General features: G+C 73.7%; 15 protein-coding genes and 1 pseudogene. 5 read left to right on the top strand and 11 right to left on the bottom strand.

Translation table 11 applies throughout. The features are described 5' to 3' along the window. Positions 1–67 precede the first annotated feature (67 nt). The 3 genes from WA788_RS33885 (at position 68) to WA788_RS33875 (ending at position 2,051) form a co-directional block, all read left to right on the top strand. Positions 68–892, top strand: a complete 825-nt coding sequence (locus WA788_RS33885; RefSeq protein ID WP_335984177.1) for a helix-turn-helix domain-containing protein — start codon at positions 68–70, stop codon at positions 890–892. A gap of 3 nt (positions 893–895) precedes the next feature. After that, positions 896–1,147 (top strand): DUF397 domain-containing protein, encoded by a 252-nt coding sequence (locus WA788_RS33880; RefSeq protein ID WP_335984163.1) that lies wholly within the window; start codon positions 896–898, stop codon positions 1,145–1,147. 109 nt (positions 1,148–1,256) lie between these two features. Then, positions 1,257–2,051, top strand: a complete 795-nt coding sequence (locus WA788_RS33875) for an SAM-dependent methyltransferase (protein WP_335984162.1) — start codon at positions 1,257–1,259, stop codon at positions 2,049–2,051. A gap of 162 nt (positions 2,052–2,213) precedes the next feature. Here WA788_RS33875 and WA788_RS33870 read toward each other — a convergent pair whose 3' ends face one another. Then, positions 2,214–3,242 (bottom strand): saccharopine dehydrogenase family protein, encoded by a 1,029-nt coding sequence (locus tag WA788_RS33870; protein WP_335984161.1) that lies wholly within the window; start codon positions 3,240–3,242, stop codon positions 2,214–2,216. A 198-nt stretch (positions 3,243–3,440) separates the two neighbouring features. Here WA788_RS33870 and WA788_RS33865 point away from each other — a divergent pair, with 198 nt between their 5' ends. After that, positions 3,441–5,453, top strand: a complete 2,013-nt coding sequence (locus WA788_RS33865; protein WP_335984160.1) for a M3 family metallopeptidase — start codon at positions 3,441–3,443, stop codon at positions 5,451–5,453. Between the two features lie 110 nt (positions 5,454–5,563). Here WA788_RS33865 and WA788_RS33860 read toward each other — a convergent pair whose 3' ends face one another. After that, positions 5,564–6,439, bottom strand: a complete 876-nt coding sequence (locus WA788_RS33860; RefSeq protein ID WP_335984159.1) for a LysR family transcriptional regulator — start codon at positions 6,437–6,439, stop codon at positions 5,564–5,566. A 70-nt stretch (positions 6,440–6,509) separates the two neighbouring features. Here WA788_RS33860 and WA788_RS33855 point away from each other — a divergent pair, with 70 nt between their 5' ends. Next, on the top strand, positions 6,510–7,241 hold the full coding sequence (locus tag WA788_RS33855) for an SDR family oxidoreductase (RefSeq protein ID WP_335984158.1): 732 nt from the start codon (positions 6,510–6,512) through the stop codon (positions 7,239–7,241). Between the two features lie 105 nt (positions 7,242–7,346). Here the strand turns inward: WA788_RS33855 and WA788_RS33850 are convergent, their stop codons facing one another. The 9 genes and pseudogenes from WA788_RS33850 to WA788_RS33810 form a co-directional block, all read right to left on the bottom strand. Further along, positions 7,347–8,483 carry a serine hydrolase domain-containing protein gene (locus WA788_RS33850; protein ID WP_335984157.1) on the bottom strand — a complete coding sequence of 379 codons (1,137 nt, stop codon included), beginning with the start codon at positions 8,481–8,483 and terminating at the stop codon, positions 7,347–7,349. Between the two features lie 456 nt (positions 8,484–8,939). Then, entirely contained in the window at positions 8,940–10,112 is a 1,173-nt protein-coding gene (locus tag WA788_RS33845) for an MBL fold metallo-hydrolase (RefSeq protein WP_335984156.1), read from the bottom strand. Positions 10,113–10,209: 97 nt separating this feature from the next. Further along, the gene (locus tag WA788_RS33840; RefSeq protein WP_335984155.1) at positions 10,210–11,049 is read right to left on the bottom strand and encodes a GNAT family N-acetyltransferase; all 840 of its coding nucleotides are present in this window, start codon (positions 11,047–11,049) and stop codon (positions 10,210–10,212) included. Positions 11,050–11,172: 123 nt separating this feature from the next. Then, positions 11,173–11,679 (bottom strand): SRPBCC family protein, encoded by a 507-nt coding sequence (locus tag WA788_RS33835; protein ID WP_335984154.1) that lies wholly within the window; start codon positions 11,677–11,679, stop codon positions 11,173–11,175. Between the two features lie 77 nt (positions 11,680–11,756). Next, complete coding sequence (locus tag WA788_RS33830) at positions 11,757–12,431, bottom strand: GNAT family N-acetyltransferase (RefSeq protein WP_335984153.1); 675 nt, start codon at positions 12,429–12,431, stop codon at positions 11,757–11,759. Then, positions 12,428–15,451, bottom strand: a complete 3,024-nt coding sequence (locus WA788_RS33825) for a glycoside hydrolase family 2 TIM barrel-domain containing protein (protein WP_335984152.1) — start codon at positions 15,449–15,451, stop codon at positions 12,428–12,430. Before WA788_RS33825 ends, WA788_RS33830 begins: the two co-directional genes overlap by 4 nt. Before the next feature lie 91 nt (positions 15,452–15,542). Continuing rightward, complete coding sequence (locus WA788_RS33820) at positions 15,543–17,132, bottom strand: carboxylesterase/lipase family protein (RefSeq protein WP_335984151.1); 1,590 nt, start codon at positions 17,130–17,132, stop codon at positions 15,543–15,545. Positions 17,133–17,255: 123 nt separating this feature from the next. Then, positions 17,256–17,927: a GntR family transcriptional regulator gene (locus tag WA788_RS33815; protein WP_335984150.1), complete on the bottom strand. Its 672-nt coding sequence runs from the start codon at positions 17,925–17,927 to the stop codon at positions 17,256–17,258. 296 nt (positions 17,928–18,223) lie between these two features. After that, positions 18,224–18,683 (bottom strand): annotated as a pseudogene (locus WA788_RS33810) (ABC transporter substrate-binding protein); the annotation flags it as partial.

The raw sequence follows: 18,683 nt of genomic DNA, 5'->3' as shown, positions 1-18,683 counted from the left end.
TCAAGGGAGTTGGAGGTTGAGGCACGTGATGGACCCCAGGCCGGGCGGCGCGCCGACGGTCCTGCGCATGGTGCTCGGCAAGCGGCTCCAGGACCTCCGCGAGAAGGCCGGCCTCAGCTTCGAGCAGGCCGGACGCGCCCTTGATGTGACGCACGCCACAATTCGGCGGATGGAAAAGGCCGAAGTCGGGCTGAAGATCCCCTATGTCGAGAAGCTGCTCACCACCTACGGCGTCACCACCCCGGACGAGATCGGCGGCTTCCTCGCGCTGTGCCGTGAGGCCAACCGGCCCGGCTGGTGGCACAACTTCCGCGACGTGCTGCCCGAGTGGTTCAGCGCCTTCGTCAGCCTCGAGGGCGAGGCGTCGGTCATCCGCGCCTACGAACCGCACTACGTCCCCGGACTGCTCCAGGTTTCCAGCTACGCCCAGGCCGTGCTGCGCGCCGGGCTGCCCAACGCCACATCCGAGGAGATCGACCGGCTGGTCACGCTGCGGGTCGAGCGGCAGGCGCTGCTCACCCGCGACGGTGCGCCGCTGCTGTGGGTCGTGATGGACGAGACGGTGCTGCGCCGGCCGATCGGCGGCCCGGACGTGATGCGCGAGCAGCTCGGCGCGCTGATCGACGCCGCCGACCTGCCGAACGTGCGGCTCCAGGTGATCCCGTTCGCGGCCGGGCCGCATCCGGCCATGTACGGGCCGTTCCATATCTTCCGGTTCCAGCTCAAGGAGATCCCGGACATCGCCTACACCGAGAGTCTGGTGGGCGGCGCCTACTTCGACGACCGGGACGACGTGTCCACCTTCCTCGAAGCTCTGGACCGGATGTGCGCGCAGGCAGCGCCGGCACAGAGCACCAAAGCCATCCTCGATGGCATGCGCAAGGAGATCTGAACCATGGATCGCGTCAGCAACGACAGCATCTACAACGGAATGCCCGCCACCGAGCTGGGCAACGACGGCTGGCGAAAGCCGTGGAGCGGCGGCAACGGCGGCTCCTGCGTGGAGGCCAAGCGCCTGGGCGACGGCCGGGTGGCGCTGCGGCAGTCCACCGACCCCGAGGGCCCGGCGCTGATCTACACCAACCACGAGATCACCTCGTTCATCCAGGGCGCCAAGGCCGGCGACGCGGACTTCCTGCTCGGATGACCCGGACGACGCCGATGACCCGCACGACCGGGACGACCCGGATGACCAGCACCCCGCCGGCCCGCCGGCAGCGACACCCCGACCAGGCAGCGACGAAGCGGAGGACCGCGTGACCGACCAGGGCTTTCCCGTCGGGGAGATCGACACCAGCCGTCCGCACCCGGCCCGGATGTACGACTACTACCTCGGCGGCAAGGACAACTACGAGGTGGACCGGGAAGCCGCCGACCGCGTGGTGGACGCCGTCCCGGAGGTCGTGGTCGGGGCCCGGGCGAACCGGGAGTTCCTCCAGCGCGCGGTCCGCCACCTCGTGGAGCAGGGGGCGCGCCAGTTCATCGACATCGGCACCGGCATCCCCACCTCGCCGAACACCCACGAGATCGCCCACTCCATCGCGCCCGACGCCCGGATCGCCTACATCGACAACGACCCGATCGTCGCCACCCACGCCAGCACCCGCCTGCTCGGCACCGGCAACACCGGCTTCTTCCTGGCCGACATGCGCGACCCGCAGACGATCCTGAACCACCCCACGATCAGCGAGCTGATCGACTTCGAGCAGCCGGTCGTGCTGATGCTGGTGTCGGTCCTGCACTTCGTCACCGAGGACGAGGACCCCTACCGCACCGTCGCCACCCTGCGTGACGCGCTGCCCGCGGGCAGCCACCTGATCCTGTCCCACGCCACCGCCGACTTCAACGCCGGCAAGGCCGACGAGGTCACCACCGTCTACCGCAAGGCCACCGCGCTGCTCACCCCGCGCAGCCACGCCGACGTCACCCGGCTCTTCGACGGCTTCGACCTGCTCGACCCCGGCCTGGTCCAGGTCAACCACTGGCGCAACGAGGTGCCCGAGGACACGCCGCCGGTCGGCGTGTACGGCGCCATCGGCCGCAAGCGGTAGGCCCGCAAGGGGCTGGTGCCGCACCAGGACAGGGGCCCTGCCGGGGCGCCCGGACCGTGTCAGGGGAAGGACGCGTCCGAGGCAGCGACCCGACGGGGCCCCACACCTGTTCCCCGCACCTGTGCCCTGGGCTGCCGCGCCCGCCACCGCCCGGCCGCCTGCTCAGCGGCCGGTGTCGACCGAGACGGTCACGTCCTCCAGCGACGCCGCGAAGTCCGCGCCCAGCGCCCGCGACGGGGTCTGGAACCCCGGGGCCAGCTCCGGCAGCCGCTGCACGATCCGCAGCACCGCGTCACTCGTCAGCCGGTACGGGCTCGGCCCGGTCAGCGTCGCGGTCGCCTTGTTCCCCGCCGCGTCGGTGGCCTGCCCCCACACCTCGCTGCGCCCGCCGGCCAGCCGCCGCTCACCCGGCCCGCGCACCAGCTTCCCCACCGCCCCGGACACCGCGCCGCGCAGCGGCCCCAGCCGCACCGCACGGGAGGCGGCCACCACCGCCTGCGGCAGCGCGGTGTACGTGGTGACGTCCGGGATGCCGGTCGAGTGGTAGGCGGTGCTCACATCGCCCCACGGCACCGACACCACCGTCCGCGCACCCGACGGGAAGGCGGCCCGCACCTGCCGTGAGCCCAGCGGCACCGAGCGGATCTCGCCGCCGCTGCGGATACGGCCGCCGTCGGGCGCGCCGGCCACCATGGTCCGGGCGGTGCCCGGGCTCGGCCCGCCGGCGGTCAGGAACGCCAGGTCCAGCTGGGTCGCGTCCGGCAGCCGGGCCGCCAGCAGTGCCGCCACGCAGTCGGTCGGCACCACGTCGAAGCCCGCACCCGGCAGCAGGGTGATCCCCGCGGCCTGCGCCCGGGCGCCGAGCGCGTGCAGCGACTCGAACACGTCGATCTCGCCGGTGATGTCCAGGTACGGCGTCCGCGTCTCCACGCACGCGTGCGCCATCGGCAGCGCGGTGCGCGCGAACGGCCCCGCGCAGTGCGCCACCGCCGTCACGTCCTTCAGCCCGCGGCGGACCGCGGTCGGCTCGGTCAGGTCGAACACCCGGTGCTCCAGGCCGAGTTCCGCGGCGAACGGAAGGAGCTTGGCGGCGTTGCGACCGGCCAGCACGGGGCGCAGGCCCTGCGCGACGGCACGCCGGGCGATCAGGCGACCGGTGTACCCGGTGGCCCCGTACAACAGCCAGGTCATGGAGTGCGATCCTTCCGCGGCGGTGCAGCGAGAGCTGATCGGAACCGTACACGCGCCGTCTGTCGGGCGGCTATCTCGCCGACCGGCAGGTGGACGGCGGGCGGGCGCTGTTCGGATGGCGGGCGGGCGCCGTTCGGACGGCGGGCGGCGTTCGGGATCGCGACGGCGGACGCCGGAGGGGCTGTATAGGGTCGAGAAGTGACCACGAACCCGCTGCTCGAACCGAGCCCGCTGCCGTACGGCCTGCCCCCCTTCGCCGCGCTGACGGACGACCACTACCTGCCGGCCTTCGAGCGGGGCATCGCCGAGCACACCGCCGAGGTCCGGCGCATCGCCACCGACCCCGAGCCCCCCACCTTCGCCAACACCGTGGAGGCGCTGGAGCGTTCGGGCCGGCTGCTGGCGCGGGTGCGGGCGGCGTACGACAACCAGGCGGCCGCCCACGTCACCGACGGCCTGCTCGCCATCGAGGCCCGGGTCAGCGCGATGACCGCCGCCCACGCCGACGAGATCCACCTCGACCCCGCGCTCTACGCCCGGATCGACGCCCTGTACGAGGCGCGCGCGGACCTCGGCCTCGACCCGGAGTCGCTGCGGCTGCTGGAGCGCTACCGCACCGACTTCGTGCGCGCCGGGGCGCGGTTGTCGCCGGCGGACCGGGAGCGGCTGCGCGAGCTGAACGCGCGGATCGCCGCCGCCGCCACCGAGTTCGGCCAGAACGTGCTGGCCGCGGGGAAGGACGGCGCGCTGGTGCTGGACGACCCCGCGCAGCTGTCCGGGCTGTCGGCCGACGCGGTCGCGGCCGCCGCGGCCAACGCCCGCGAGCTGGGCCGCGAGGGCAGCTGGGTGCTGAGCCTGCGCAACTTCACCAACCAGCTCGAACTGGCGCTGCTGGACGACCGCGACGTACGGCGCCGCCTGCTCGCCGCCGCCATGGACCGCGCCCAGGACACCAACGGCCCGCTCGCGGTCACCCTCGCCACGCTGCGCGCCGAGCGCGCCGCGCTGCTCGGCTATCCCAGCCACGCCGCGTACACCGCCGCCGACACCACCGCCGGCAGCACCGAGGCCGTCACCGACCTGCTGGCGCGGCTGGTGCCGCCCGCCGTGGCCAACGCCCGCCGGGAGGCCGAGGCGCTCGCGCAGGCCGCGGGCGGGCCGATCGAGGCGTGGGACTGGGCGTACTGGTCGGAGAAGGTCCGCAAGCAGCGGCACGACATCGACCAGAACGCGCTGCGCCCCTACCTCGAACTGGAGGCGGTGCTGCGCGACGGCGTCTTCCACGCGGCGCACGAGGTGTACGGCATCACCGTCACCGAGCGGCCCGACCTGGTCGGCTACCACCCGGACGTGCGGGTCTTCGAGGTCTTCGACGCCGACGGCAGCGGCCTGGGGCTGTTCCTGATCGACCTGTTCGCCCGGCCCACCAAGCGCGGCGGGGCCTGGATGAACGCGCTGGTCGAGCAGTGCGGGCTGCTCGGTCAGCGGCCGGTGATCGTCAACAACCACAACATCGCCAAGCCCGCGCCCGGCGAGCCCGCGCTGCTGACGTTCAGCCAGGTCGACACGCTCTTCCACGAGTTCGGGCACGCGCTGCACGGCCTCTTCTCCGACGTGCGCTACCCGTACTTCTCCGGCACCGCGGTGCCGCGCGACTTCGTCGAATACCCCTCCCAGGTCAACGAGATGTGGGCGACCTGGCCGGAGGTGCTGGCGCGGTACGCCCGCCACCACGAGACGGGCGAGCCGATGCCCGCGGGCATGGTCGACCGGATGCTGGCGGCCGCCCGGTTCGGCGAGGGCTTCGCGACCGTGGAGTACCTCGCGGCGGCGCTGCTGGACTGGGCGTGGCACTCGCTGCCGGCCGGCCAGGACCCGGGCGACCCGCTGGAGTTCGAGGCGCGGGCGCTGGCCGCGGCCGGGGTGGACCTGCCCGCGGTGCCGCCGCGCTACCGCACCACGTACTTCACGCACATCTTCGGCGGCGGCTACAGCGCGGGGTACTACTCGTACATCTGGAGCGAGGTGCTGGACGCCGACACCGTCGACTGGTTCGAGACGAACGGCGGGATGCGGCGGGCCAACGGCGAGGTGTTCCGGCGGGAGTTGCTGGCGAAGGGCGGCAGCAAGGACCCGATGGCGGCGTTCGCCGCGGTGCGCGGCCGCGCACCCCACGTCGAGCCCCTCCTCGCGCGCCGCGGCCTGAACTGACCCCGGCACGCAGGGGGAGGCCCGGGCCGTGCTTCTACGGTGAACTGACGCACGGGGCCGGTCCTACGCTCCGCGGGGCACTGCGCCGCCGGCGCACGGGCCGCGGACCACTACGTGCCGCCGCACGTGCTCGGCGACCCGGCGCTGACGTTGCCCGCCACGGCGGCGGCCGCGCGGACGAAGGCGGCCAGGGCCGGGGAGGTGGCGTCCTCGGGCCAGGCGAGGACGAGCGTGGTGGGCTCGGCATCGTCCACGGGGACGGCGACCAGGTCGTGGCGGAGCTGGTCGCGGATGGAGGAGGGGAGGACGGCGACCATGCGGCGCAGGGCGATGAGGTGGAGGAGCTGCCCGAGGTCGTGGACCTCGGGACCGTGTGAGCCGCCCTCGGATGCGCCCGGCCAGCGCGGCAGGGGCTCTCCGGCGAGGTCGTCCAGGCTCAACCGGGTACGGTCCGCGAGGCGATGCGAGCGCGGTATCACGAGAAGTTGGGTCTCGGTCAGGAGGTCCTGGGTGTCCAGGCCGGTGAGGTCGGGGTGGGGGCGGTGCAGCAGGGCGGCGTCGGCACGACCCTCCCGCAGGAGGGTCTCACGCTCGCCGAAGCTGCATACCAGCTCGACCGGCAGCGCCCCCGGCTCAGCCTGGTAGGCGTCGAGGATCGCGGGCAGCAGGCCGCCGTCGCCGCCCGGCTTGATGGCCAGGACCAGACGCGGGTCGGCGCGGCCGGCCCGCCGGGTGCGGCGCGCCGCGGCCGACGCGGCGTTGAGCACCGTACGGCTCTCGCGGAGCAGGACGGCCCCCGCCTCGGTCAGTGCGACCCGGCGACCGACCCGTTCCAACAGGGCTACGCCCAGCCGCCGTTCGAGCTGGTGAATGGCGCGGGAGAGCGGCGGCTGGGTCATCCCCAGCCGGGCGGCCGCCCGACCGAAGTGCAGCTCTTCGGCGACAGCGGTGAAGTAGACGAGTTCGCGGACCTCCAGTCTTTCCATACCCGCACGGTATCGCTGCGTGCCTGGTCGGTGTTGGAACTCCCGGCCGCCCCCGTGATGGGCTGGATACATGACAGAAACCACGACCGCCCTGGTCACCGGTGCCAACAAGGGCATCGGGCGCGAGGTCGCAGCCCGGCTCGCCTCGCTCGGCACGAACGTCCTGCTGGCCTCGCGCGACCCGAACCGCGGTGCGGCGGCCGCAGCCGCCCTGGGCCCGCGGGTGCACCCGGTCACCCTGGACGTCACCGACCGCGCCGGCGTCCTGTCCGCCGCCCGCTGGATCGAGGAGCGCTTCGGCCGGCTGGACATCCTGGTCAACAACGCCGGCATCTCCGGCGACTCCGCCGCCCAGCGCCCCGGCAGTGCCGAACTGTCCGCTGTACGCGAGGTGTTCGAGACCAACGTGTTCGGTGTGATCAGCGTGACCACCGCGATGCTGCCGCTGCTCGCCCGTTCCCCCGCCGCCCGGATCGTCAATGTCAGCAGCGGACTGGGCTCCCTCGCCCGGATGAGCGATCCCGAGGACTACTTCACCACCCGGCCCCCGTTGGCCGCGTACGTCCCGTCCAAGACCGCACTCAACTCGCTGACCGTGCAGTACGCCAAGGAACTGCGCAGCCGCAACATCCTGGTCAACGCCGCCGACCCGGGGCCGTGCGCGACCGACTTCACCACCGCCTTCCCCGGCCTCACCCGCACCGCGGCCGACGGCGCGGCCGTGGTCGTCCGGCTCGCCACGCTGCCCGATGACGGGCCGACCGGCGGCTTCTTCGACGAGAACGGCCCGGTTCCCTGGTGAGCTGCCTGTCAGGGAACCGGGGGAGCGGGCGGCGGGGGTCGGCCCGGACGGACCGGGCCAGCCGGAGACCGCGCCGGCGGGGGCCACCGGCGGCGCGGCCCACCCTCATGCGCAGAGGGCGTTGAGCGCGGCGCCGCCCGTGTCGTTCTGGCCGTTCGTCGGGCCCATCATGTGGAACTCGTTCGCGGCGAGCACCACCTGCTTGGAGCCGTCGTCACTGGCCAGCCAGACGCTGTGGTACCCGAGCACGTCGCCGTCGTGGTCCCAGGCCCACTGCCCGCAGGGCAGCTGCTGGTGGTAGATGCCCAACCCGTACCCGGTGGTGCCGGTGCTGTCCGTCGGGACGGTCGTCTTGAGCTCGGCCTCCTGCGCGGGCGGCAGGAGGGTTCCGGTGAGCAGCGCCCGGTCGAACGTGGCCAGGTCGTCGAGGGTCGACACGATCGCCCCGGCCGCACCGGAAATCTGTACGTTCGAGGTCGTGACGTCCCTGAGGGCGAGTCCGGCGAACCACTCGTACCCGTGCAGGTAGGTGCCGTGCAGGGTCGGGTCGGTGGTCGGGAAGGTGGTGTGGGTCAGGCCGAGCGGTTCGATGATGCGGTGCTGGATCTCGGTGGCCGGGTCGTTGCCGGTGACGGCCTCGATCACCATGCCCGCCAGCACGTAGTTGGTGTTGGAGTAGCCCCACTTCTGGCCCGGAGCCGAGGTCGGCTTGTGCAGCGCGAGGGCGGCGTCCACCAGGGTCTGCGGCGGGTAGGGCCGGCTGGGATCGGCGTTCGTGTAGTCGGCGAGCTGGAGTCCCAGGTCGTCGATGTAGTCGGGCAGGCCGGAGGTCTGGTTGAGCAGCTCGCGGAGGGTGATCGTCGATCCGTCGTAGCCGTTGGCGTCGACGGCTCCGGGCAGCCACTTGGCGACGGTGTCGCCGAGGGAGAGCCGGTGCTCGCCCTCGAGTTGGAGCAGGACGGTGGCGGTGAATGCCTTGGTGTTGCTGCCGATCCGGAACTGGGCCGTGGGGTCGGCGGGTGCCCCCGTGGTGCGGTCGCCCACTCCCGCGTGCACGTACTGGGTGCTGTCGCCCTGGCGGACCAGGCCGATCACGCCGGGGTATCCGTCGGTGACGCCCTGCTGGGCCCCGGCCTGGAGGAGGTCGTACGCGGTCGGCGCATCAGCGTTCGCCGAGCCGACGCCGGCCAGGGTGGCGAGCGCCAGGGTCGCGCCGACGGCGGTCAGACGTAAGAGTTTCATCGGGTTCCTTCATCCGTGTCCGGCCGTGGCAGCGCGACGCGTTGCCACGGCCCCGGGACGTGGCCGACCGGTCGGCCGGCACCGCGATCCTGGTGTCCCGGCAGCCCGCCGTACCAGGCCACGGCACCGGCCAGATATGACCGGTCATGACGGCATCCGCCTCCCCGCCCCTGGCCAGCGCTCACCCGTCCGCCGGTGCGGCAATTCGGAGTTGCCCGGCGTCCGCCTGGTCCGCGAAGGCGTCGGCAGGTACGTCTGTCAGCATCTGACGGGTGGGCGGCAGATCATGGTGTGCGTACCGGCGAAGCCCAGTCACGTCGGATCAGGTCCATTCGGCCCGGAACGGTCGGCCCTGGATCGCGTGGCGCTCTTCACGGTCGGGGCGGGACTGGGCCCTGCTGGACGAGCACATCGGGACGAGCCGTTCAGCGGTGGCGGGCTACGGTGCGTCGGGGGTCAGGACTCGGTGACCTTGTCCTTCTGCGCCGGGGTCGGCAGGGGCCAGGGGCTCCAGCCGGTGTCGGGGGTGACCGCGACCTCGCGCCACCACGGGTAGGCGGCGGGCGGGTCGGCCGGCTCGAAGGGCTGGCCGACCAGCGGGGTCACCGCCCGTACCCCGGAGTGGTGCGCCGCTTCGAGGGTGCCCTCGCCGGGCTCGGACCAGGGGTGCAGGGCGAGGTTGAAGGTGCCCCAGTGGATCGGCAGCAGCACGCCGCCCGCGGCGTCGCCGCACAGGTCGAGGTGGCTGCGCACGCCCTCCGCCGGAGTCATGTGGATGTCCGGCCAGTACTCGCTGTAGGCGCCGATCTGGATCATCGTGGCGTCGAACGGGCCGTGCAGTCGGCCGATGTCGGCGAAGCCGGGGAAGTAGCCGGTGTCGCCGCTGTGGTAGATGCGGTGGACGCCGTCGGTGGCGACCCACGACGCCCACAGGGTCTGCTGCCGGCCGCGCAGGCCGCGCCCGCAGAAGTGCCGCGCGGGCGTGGCGGTCAGGGTCACCCCGGCCACCTCGGTCGACTCGTGCCAGTCCAGCTCGCGCAGCCGGTCCGCGGGCACCCCCCAGTGCTCCAGGTGCGCCCCGACGCCCAGCGGCACCACGAACACCGCGCCGCCGCGTACGAGTGCGACGATCGTCGGCATGTCCAGGTGGTCGTAGTGGTCGTGGGAGATCACCACGGCGTCGATGCCGGTCAGGTGCTCCAGCGGGACCGGCGCCGGGTGCAGCCGCTTCGGCCCGGCGAACGCGAACGGAGAGCACCGCTCGCCCCACACCGGGTCGAACAGCACCCGGCGCCCGCCGATCTCCGCGAGCACCGAGGAGTGGCCCATCCACGTCAGCCGCAGCCCCGACGCCGGCCGCTTCGCCAGGTCGGCGAGCGTCGTCGGGTACAGCGGCACCGGCCGGGCCGGCTTCCGCGCCTGCCGCGCGTCCTTCCGCAGGGTCTCGGGCAGCGCCTTGACCATGCTCCCGCTGGGCGTCGAACTGGCCGGCACCGGATTGACGAAGGCCCCGTCGGCGTAGTTCGGTGAGGCGAGCATGCGTTCCAGCCGCGCACCCACGGGGTCGGCCCCGAACGGTGCGGGCCGCAGCTTCACGAGTCGGGACGGCTGTCGGCGGACACCGCTCACGGCTCCTCCTGGCGATCGTCGAACGGCGGAGTAACCGCCTCCCCTATTATGCGTGGCCTTACCCCGAACCTTTCCCCCGAACCCGACCCGCTGTCGATCACCCGAAGGCGACGACCAGTTGGTCCCGCACCGGGACGTACCCCAGCCGCCGGTAGACGTGGTTGCTCACCGGGTTGGCCAGGTCGGTGAAGAGCAGCACGTCCTCCGCCCCGGCGTCCAGCGCCGCCTGCGACACCGCGGCCGTCACCGCGCCCGCGTAGCCGCGGCCGCGCAGCGCGGGCGGGGTGTAGACGGCCACCACCCGGATCGCGCCGTCCTCGGGCGAGGTGCTGCCCGCCATGGCCGCCGGCTCGCCGTCCACCTCCCACAGGGTGCGGCCGCCGCGGCGCAGGGCGTCCGGCACGCCGCGCGCCATGTCGTCCGCGGGTGCGCCGATGTCGCGGGCGAACTCCGTGTGCCAGCGCAGCAGCAGGTCGAGGTCCGCGGGCCCGGCGATCCGGGCCCGGCCGGGCGGCGCCGGGTCGCGCGGGGTCAGCGCGGCCAGCCGGTGCAGCCGCTCCTCACGCACCACCCGGGGTACGTCGCCGGTCCGCTCCTGCCAGGCCGCGCCGAACGCCCGCACCGTCTCCGCCTCGCCCCGCGCGCCCTCCAGCGGGCCGTCCCAGGCGGCGGCCAGCTCCCGCGCGGACTGCTCGGGGCCGCGCGCGAGCAGCGGCGGGTGCGGCGGGGTCTGGAGGAAGGCGGCCTCCACCGGGCCCTGTTCGCCTTCCCGCCACCAGCCGAACAGCGGCGGCCGCGGCCCGTAGGCGTCGGTGCCGCGGCGGGCCAGGGTGCCGCAGACCGTGCGCAGGACGGTGTGCTCCGCGGGCCGCCGCTCCAGGAAGCCGCCCGCCGCGGCGGTGAAGTGCGGCAGCGACGGTGTGATCGTCCATCCCATCGCCCCATCGTGTCCCGGCCGGCCGGGTCCGCGCACCGGGATTTCGCCGGGCCGCGGAGCCGCGGACGCCAGGCCCTACGGCGGGCCCTACGCCAGGCACCATGTCAGGCACCATGTCAGTCCCTACGCCGGGGGCGGGGGCTGCACGGCGTCGGCGAGGCGGGCGAGGGTGGCGGTCATCGCGGGGGCCCAGACGCGGCCGTCCTCCATGCCGGCGCGCTCGTCGGCGGGCACGCGGGAGCAGTCGTAGGACTCGGTGACGAGGGTGGCGCCGGGGCCCGCGGGGGCGAGGGTGTAGGTCCAGCGGTGGCCCCAGCGGCTGTCCGGGACCTCCTGGTGCGGGTGACCGCGGCCGGGGGCGGGCTCCCAGGCGATACGGCGGTCCTGTTCGTACTCCACCACGTGGTTGTCCATTTCGTAGTGGCCGTGCTGCGCGAAGTACATGCGCATCGTGAAGACGTCGCCGACGCGGGAGACGGGGGTCTCGGTGACGGCGCCGCGCAGCATGCCGGAGCCGTCGAGGTCGGTGTGGCGGGTGGGGTCGGTCAGGACGCGGAAGACGGCGGCCGGCGAAGCGGGGACCACCAGGGAGACTTCCACGGGTTCGTAGCGGGACGCGTTGTCGGTCATGGGTGTGCACCTCCTGTCGCCGAGCGTAGGCGCGGCCACTGACAACGGCCGCGCCCACGCCGGGGGCTGAGGGCGGGTCAGGACGTGGCGCGGCCCAGATAGGTGAGCGGGCCCGGGTCCGGCACCGCGATCTCGTGGAAGCCGAGCCGGTCGTAGAAGGCGCGGGCGGCGGTGTTGGCGGTGAGCATGCCCAGGTGCACCGCCGGGACGCCCTGCGCGGCGAGCGCGGCCAGGAAGGCGGTCATCAGCTGCCGCCCGTACCCCGAGCGCTGCACCTGCGGCAGCAGGTCGATGTGCAGGTGGGCCGGGTAGGCGGCGAGCGCGGGGACCACCATCCGCTCGGGCGTGTGCAGCAGCGCGGCCATCGCCTCGGCGGGCGTGCCGGGTCCGGCCCCCGCAGCAGCCCCGTCCGAAGCCCCGTCCGAGGCCCCGCCCGCGGCCCCCTCCACCGGTGCGGGCCAGCGCGCCGCGACGCCCGGCAGCCACTCCGCCCGGAACCGCTCCACGAACCGCGCCGTGTCCCCGGTGCCGAGGACGTACCCGACCGCCCGCCCGTCGCCGTCGTCCACGACGAACGTCAGCGCGGGTTCGAGCACCGCGTACGGCGCCGCGAAGATCGCGCCGAGCAGGTCGCGGTCGGCCTCGGCGTACGACGCGGTGGCGTCCTGCCCGGCGTCGGCGGTGCGCAGGCACACGTCGTACAGCGCGGGCAGGTCCGCGGGGCGGTAGGGGCGGACGAAGGGGGCGGTCACGGTTGCTCCGGGGTGTCGGCGGCGCCGGCCGGGTCGCCGGCGCGCAGCGGGGTGAAGGTGAAGGAGAACGCGGACGGTACGGCGTCCAGCCGGAAGTCCGGCAGCACCTCCGGTCCGCAGGCGTGGCTGCCCACGCCCTGGAGCCCGTGGTCCAGGTGCAGCCACAGCACGTCGCCGCGCACCAGCTCGTAGGTGTGCTCGGCCGCCGCGAGCTGCTCGGTGGACCAGGGCCGGGCGGTGAACCAGAACGGCGGCGCACCGGCCACTCGCAGGCCCGAGCCGTCGGCGGCGCGCAGCTCGGCCCACCGCACGTCGGCGCGGGCGCCGTTCTCCTGCGGGCGCACGTAAGGCGTCTGGAGCGCGGCCACGGTCGAACGGTACCGGCCCAGCCGTGACGCGTCGCGGGTGTCGGGGTACGCCTCGCCGGGCCCGCCGCCGTACCACTCGACGGCGTCCAGTGCCGGGCTCAGGCCGAGCCGGACGCCGAGCCGGGGCAGCGGCAGCGTCCAGGGGCCCTCCGGGACGACCTCGACGTCCAGGGCGAGCGCTCCGCCGGCCGCGCGCCAGCGGTACACCGTGCGCAGCCCGAGGTCGGAGGCGGCCGGGGCGACGCGGGTGCTGACGGTCAACTCCGCCTCGCCCAGCGCCACTTCGTCGACGCGGTGCTGCATCCGGTCGAACCCGGCCGCGCGCCACATGTGTTCCAGCCGCCCGTCCGGGTGCCACTGCGTGCCCCGGTCGTTGTCGATCGGCGCGCGCCACACGTCCAGCCGCGGTCCGGCCGCCAGCGCGGCGCCGTCCAGCCGGCGCAGGGTGCCGGCGGTGTCGAACAGGCCCGGGCCGAGCCGGATCAGGCCGTCGTCGGTCCGGTGCGGGCGGTGCGGGCGGTGCGGTGCGGCGGCGGCCGCCGGGGCCTGCGGGGCCGGGGCGGGCGGGCTCGGCACCGCGAACTGCTGCCAGGCCACCTCGTGGCCGGCCGGCGCCCACGCGGTGTCCTCGGCGAGCACCGCGCGCACCGTCCAGCACGCCTCGGCGCCGAAGGGGTTGCCCGGATTCACCAGGTCCGCCGGCTTCACCGGGGCCGGCGCGTCCGGCAGCGCCACCTCCGCGCTCTGCCCGGGCGCCAGCGCGGGCACCGCGAGCGGCCCCTCGCCGGCGCACTCGCCCGCCACCTGGTACACCCACCGGAACGCCAGCCCCGAAAGGTCCGCGACGTCATGGCGGTTGGTGACCCGCACCACGCCCCGCGCCAGGTCCGCGGTGAAGGCGACCGGCTGCACCACCTTCTTGTACTCCAGCAGGCCGGGGGAGGGCGTCCGGTCCGGGAAGACCAGCCCGTCGCAGACGAAGTTGCCGTCGTGCAGCTCCTCGCCGAAGTCCCCGCCGTACGCGAAGTACTCCGTGCCGTCCGGGGTGCGCGCTCGCAGCCCCTGGTCGATCCACTCCCAGACGAAGCCGCCCTGGCAGCGCTCGTACGTCTCGAAGATCTGCTGGTACTCGGTCAGGCCCCCCGGGCCGTTGCCCATCGCGTGGGCGTACTCGCACAGGACGAACGGCATCGCCCGGCGGCGCCGGTCCAAGGCGGGGTCGGGCAGCGGCGGTTCGGCGCGGCGGCCGATCAGTTCGGTCTCGGCGTGGTCGGCGTACATCCGCGAGTAGACGTCCACGTCCGGGCAGGACCAGTCGCCCTCGTAGTGGATCGGGCGGGCCGGGTCGCGCTCCCTGATCCAGCCGGCCATCGCGGAAAGGCCACGGCCGGTGCCGCACTCGTTGCCCAGCGACCACATCACCACCGACGGGTGGTTCTTGTCGCGCTCGACCATCCGGGCCGCCCGGTCCAGCAGCGCGGGGGTCCACCGGTCGTCGTCGACCGGGTTGCCGCGCCAGCCGACCTCCTCGAAGCCGTGCGTCTCCAGGTCGCACTCGTCGACCACCCACACGCCCAGTTCGTCGCACAGGTCGAGGAAGGCCGGGTGCGGCGGGTAGTGGCTGGTGCGCACCGCGTTGATGTTGTGCCGCTTCATCAGCACCAGGTCGCGGCGCATCGTCTCCAGGTCGACCACGCGGCCGTGGTCCGGGTCGAACTCGTGGCGGTTGACACCGCGGAACAGCACCCGCCGGCCGTTGACCTCCAGCACGCCGTCCTCGACGCGGACGGTGCGGAAGCCGATCCGCAGCGGGATGCGCTCGCCCTCGGTGGCCAGTTCCGCGTCGTACAGCCGCGGCCGCTCCGCCGACCAGGGCTCGACCGGCACCACCGCGGTCTGCCCGGTCGCGATGTCCAGGCCCAGTTCGGGCACGGTCACGGTGCCCTGCGGCGCGCAGTCCACCCGCAGCGAGCCGTTGCCGGTCAGGTGGTCGTACTCGCAGTGCACGAAGTAGTCCGCGACGGCGCCCTCGGGGCGCTCGATCAGTGTGACGTCGCGGAAGATGCCCGGCAGCCACCACATGTCCTGGTCCTCCAGGTAGCTGCCGGCCGACCACTGGTGCACCCGCACCGCCAGCACGTTGCCGCGCGGCCGCAGCACCTCGCCGACCTCGAACTCCACCGGCAGCCGGCTGCCCTTGAAGGTGCCCAGCTCCTGGCCGTTGAGCCAGACCCGGGCGCAGGAGTCCACCCCGTCGAAGCGCAGCACCGCCGCGCCGCCCGGCCAGTCGCCGGGCAGGTCGAAGGCGCGCAGGTGGTCGCCGGTGGGGTTGTCCGTCGGCACCCGCGGCGGGTCCACCGGGAAGGGGTAGCGGATGTTGGTGTACGCCGGCCGCCCGTACGCCCCGTCCTCGCCCTGGAGCGGCCAGTGCGAGGGCACCGGCAGCACGTCCCACCCGGAGGCGTCGAAGCCCGGCCGGGCGAAGGACTCGTCCGCGCCGTCGGCCGTGGGCAGCAGCCGGAACCGCCACGCGCCGCCCAGGTTCACCCGGCGGGCGTCCGACACCCCCGTCCACGCGCGCGGCGGCAGCGCCCCCGTCCCCGGCCCCGGGTCCTCGTAGTACGGAAGCGGCCCGGACGGCGCCTGGTGCATGCTGCTGCTCCTCATGATCCCCTCGAACGGACGTACCGACCTGCGACGTCGATTCTTCGTCAGGGCCGGCCGGCCGCGCCACCGGGGGTGGTCACCAGGGCTGCTGGGTGGCGAAGAAGCGGCGCCAGAAGTCGAGCCGGGCGGGGTCGGCGATGGGCACGGGGGCGAAGTGGGCGCCCAGTTCCATCACGGCCGGGGCGTGCGGGCTGTAGGCGGGCCAGTGCGGCAGGCCCGGGCCGTTGGGGTCGCCGGTGGCGGCGAAGTTCGCCCAGTAGGCGGAGACGACGGCGGCGACGCGGTGGTCCTCGTCCGTCCAGGGGGCGCTGCCGGGGTCGAGGTTGTCGAAGACGAACTCGATCTCCGAGCTGTGCGAGGCGCGGCGCGGCTGCTGGCCCAGGGCGGGGGAGGGGTGGGTCCAGAAGTAGGTGTAGACCGGCCGGGTGGCCCGGGCGGTCCACTGGGTGCCCCACAGGTAGGTGGATATGCGGGAGTTGTCGTGGACGGCGGCGTTGCTCGCTCTGGCCGCCTCGTCGTCGGTGCCGGCCGGGTACAGCCGCAGGAACTCCTCGGCCATCGGCCCGAACTTCCGCCGGGCCGCGGTCGTGAAGGACTCCAGCGTCACGTGCACCGGCGGCGCGCCGGGTACGGCCACCGGGCGGGCCCGGTGCTCGGCGAACACCGACTCCGGGACCGCGCCGCTCTCGTGGAGGTTGTTGCCGGTGAGGTAGGCGACGTCGTTCTGGAGGCCGGCGGCGTACGTCTCGTCGTAGCCGTGCGGCAGCACCCAGCCGTCGACGACCGGGCGGAACATCGGCGGTTTGCCGGCGCCGCCGCTGTCCACCTGCTCGTCGAAGGCGGGGCGGCCGTCGACGAGTTTCGGCCAGGGCAGGGCCCGCAGGTCGGCGAGCGAGCGGGCGCCGTGCTCGCGGGCGTAGGTCTCCCCGGACTTCTCGGCGTCGGCGAGCGTCCGGTAGGAGGTGGCCAGGTAGCGCAGTTCGGGGTCGCGGGCGTAGCGGGTGTGGCTCTGCGCGATGGCGCGGTGGAACAGCCCCTTGGCCAGCGGCGACATCGCCAGGAAGTTGACGGTCCCGGCGCCGGCCGACTGCCCGGCCACGGTGACCCGGCCCGGATCGCCGCCGAAGGCCGCGATGTTGTCGCGCACCCAGCGCAGCAGCGCGATGCTGTCCAGCAGCCCGTAGTTGCCCGACCCGCCGTGCTCGGACTCCGCGCTCAGCTCGGGCGTGGCGAGGAAACCGAAGGCGCCCAGCCGGTAGTTGAAGGTCACCACGACCAGGCCGTGGCGGGCCAGGCCCTCCCCGTCGTAGCGCGGGTGCGCGCCGGTGCCGGCCCGGAACCCGCCGCCGTAGACCCAGACCAGCACCGGCAGCGGCCCGCGCCGCGCCGCGTCGGAGGGCGTCCACACGTTGAGGTAGAGGCAGTCCTCGCTCATCGGCAGGTCGATGCCGGCCCGGGACGCGTCGCGCGGCGACTGCGGGCACATCGGCGCGAACGCACCGGCCTTGAGCACCTCCGGGTTGCGGGCCGGCGGCTCCGGCGGCCGCCAGCGCAGCGGCCCGACCGGTGGGGCGGCGTACGGGATGCCCCGGTAGACGGTGATCGAGCGGTCCCGGCCGGAGATGCCCTCGACCGGGCCGGACTCGGTCTCGACTGGTGCGCTCATGGGTCGCTTCTCTGCCTCTCCTGGGAAAGGGACGTGGGGGAGTCCGGCTGCGGAGAGCGGCGGACCGGGCCGCGCGGGTCTGCCCGCACCGCGCGGCCGCCTCGAACTGCCTTGGCCGCGACGCTACTTGAGCACGAGCGCATGCCGCGCGGTGGCCACGTGGTGGCGCATCGCGGCGGTGGCCGCCGCCGGGTTGCGGGTGACGATGGCGAGCAGGATCGCCTGGTGCTCCTCGTACGACCCGGCCCTGGGGTGGTGCACGGACAGGTTGCGGTACTGCCGCATCACCAGCGGGTAGAGCAGCGTGTCGTAGGCCCGGGCCAGCGTCTGCTGGTGCGCGGCGACCTTGACCTGCTGGTGGAAGCGCCGGTTGCCCTGGGAGTACGTCGCCTGGTCGTCGCGTGCGTGCGCGTCGGCCATCTCCTCCAGCGTGGCGCGCAGCCCGGCGATCTCCTCGTCGTCGGCCCGCTCGGCCGCGAAGCCGGCGAGCGCGGACTCCAGCATCTCGCGGGCCTCCAGGATGTCGCGGGCCTCGGCGGGGGTGAAGTTGCGGGTGCGCACCCCGCGGTTGACCTCGCTGGTGACGTACCCCTCCTGCGTCAGGCGGGCCAGGACGGCGCGCATGGTGCTGCGCGAGACGTTGAACATCCGGGTCAGGTCGGCCTCGGTCAGCCGGGTGTCGGGTTCCATGCTGCCCGACAGCAGCAGGGTGCGAAGTTCCTCGTAAGCCTGGCTGGACCGGGTGGCGGACGTCCTGCTGTCGTCCGCGGCACCGCCGTTGCTGCTCTGTTCCACCGTGATCGCCTAGGGGTGTGAGAAGGAAGTCCACGCGCGAGGCCGCGCGGAGGCCAGGTTAGAGGCGAAGCGCGCCGTCGGCGAGAAGGTCCGGCCGGGCCCGGGGGGATTGTCCAACAACACGAAGGTAAGTGCAACACGGCTGGTGCGGGGCGCGGCGGTCGGCCGGCAGATCCCCCGCGGATCGCCTGCGGATCGCCTGCGAATCGGGGCCCGATCGTCCGGTGGTCGTACGATCATGCTGTGGTGGTTGTCCGACAAGGTACGCGCGGGGGAGTGCCGTCGCCCGGCGCGCCCTACGGCAGGTACCGGTTGGTGAAGTTGTCGGAGGAGACGATCGCCTGCCCCGAGGCCAGCGCGTTCAGCGAGTTGATGAACGTCAGCGTGGTGATCCAGACCGACAGCTTCATCGCGTCGCTCGCCGGCCAGGAGACCTGGGGCAGGCTGGCCTTGACGACCGAGGCCGGTACGCCGGGCAGTGCCTTGCTCGCCACGTTCTGCACGGTGGCGGAGTCGATGTTGTCGTGCATGTAGGCGGTGGCCTGTTGGACGGCGGTGGCGAACTTCTTGGCGATGTCGGCGTGCTGGCTGAGGTAGCTGTTGCGTGCGACGACGATCTGCCCGTAGCCGGCTTCCTTCTCCGACCAGGCGGTGACCTTGGTGGAGTCGGCGACGACGACGCCGTCACCGGTGGCCTGGATGGCCAGCGGGGTGGGCTGGGAGGTGGCGAACCAGTCGATCTGGTTGCTCTTCAGG

Source organism: Streptomyces sp. CA2R106 (assembly GCF_037034245.1).
In the GTDB taxonomy this organism is placed as follows: Bacteria; Actinomycetota; Actinomycetes; order Streptomycetales; family Streptomycetaceae; genus Actinacidiphila.
Note: the sequence above shows the minus strand (reverse complement) of the source record. Positions and strands in the feature narration are given on the sequence as shown.

Bases quoted from the DNA above. Each gene is read 5' to 3' on its own strand.
- WA788_RS33885 (WP_335984177.1), top strand. From the start codon at position 68: ATGGTGCTCGGCAAGCGGCTCCAGGACCTCCGCGAGAAGGCCGGCCTC.
- WA788_RS33840 (WP_335984155.1), bottom strand. From the start codon at position 11,049: ATGGGATGGACGATCACACCGTCGCTGCCGCACTTCACCGCCGCGGCG.
- WA788_RS33825 (WP_335984152.1), bottom strand. From the start codon at position 15,451: ATGCACCAGGCGCCGTCCGGGCCGCTTCCGTACTACGAGGACCCGGGG.
- WA788_RS33855 (WP_335984158.1), top strand. From the start codon at position 6,510: ATGACAGAAACCACGACCGCCCTGGTCACCGGTGCCAACAAGGGCATC.
- WA788_RS33820 (WP_335984151.1), bottom strand. From the start codon at position 17,132: ATGAGCGCACCAGTCGAGACCGAGTCCGGCCCGGTCGAGGGCATCTCC.
- WA788_RS33880 (WP_335984163.1), top strand. From the start codon at position 896: ATGGATCGCGTCAGCAACGACAGCATCTACAACGGAATGCCCGCCACC.
- WA788_RS33860 (WP_335984159.1), bottom strand. From the start codon at position 6,439: ATGGAAAGACTGGAGGTCCGCGAACTCGTCTACTTCACCGCTGTCGCC.
- WA788_RS33870 (WP_335984161.1), bottom strand. From the start codon at position 3,242: ATGACCTGGCTGTTGTACGGGGCCACCGGGTACACCGGTCGCCTGATC.
- WA788_RS33835 (WP_335984154.1), bottom strand. From the start codon at position 11,679: ATGACCGACAACGCGTCCCGCTACGAACCCGTGGAAGTCTCCCTGGTG.
- WA788_RS33850 (WP_335984157.1), bottom strand. From the start codon at position 8,483: ATGAAACTCTTACGTCTGACCGCCGTCGGCGCGACCCTGGCGCTCGCC.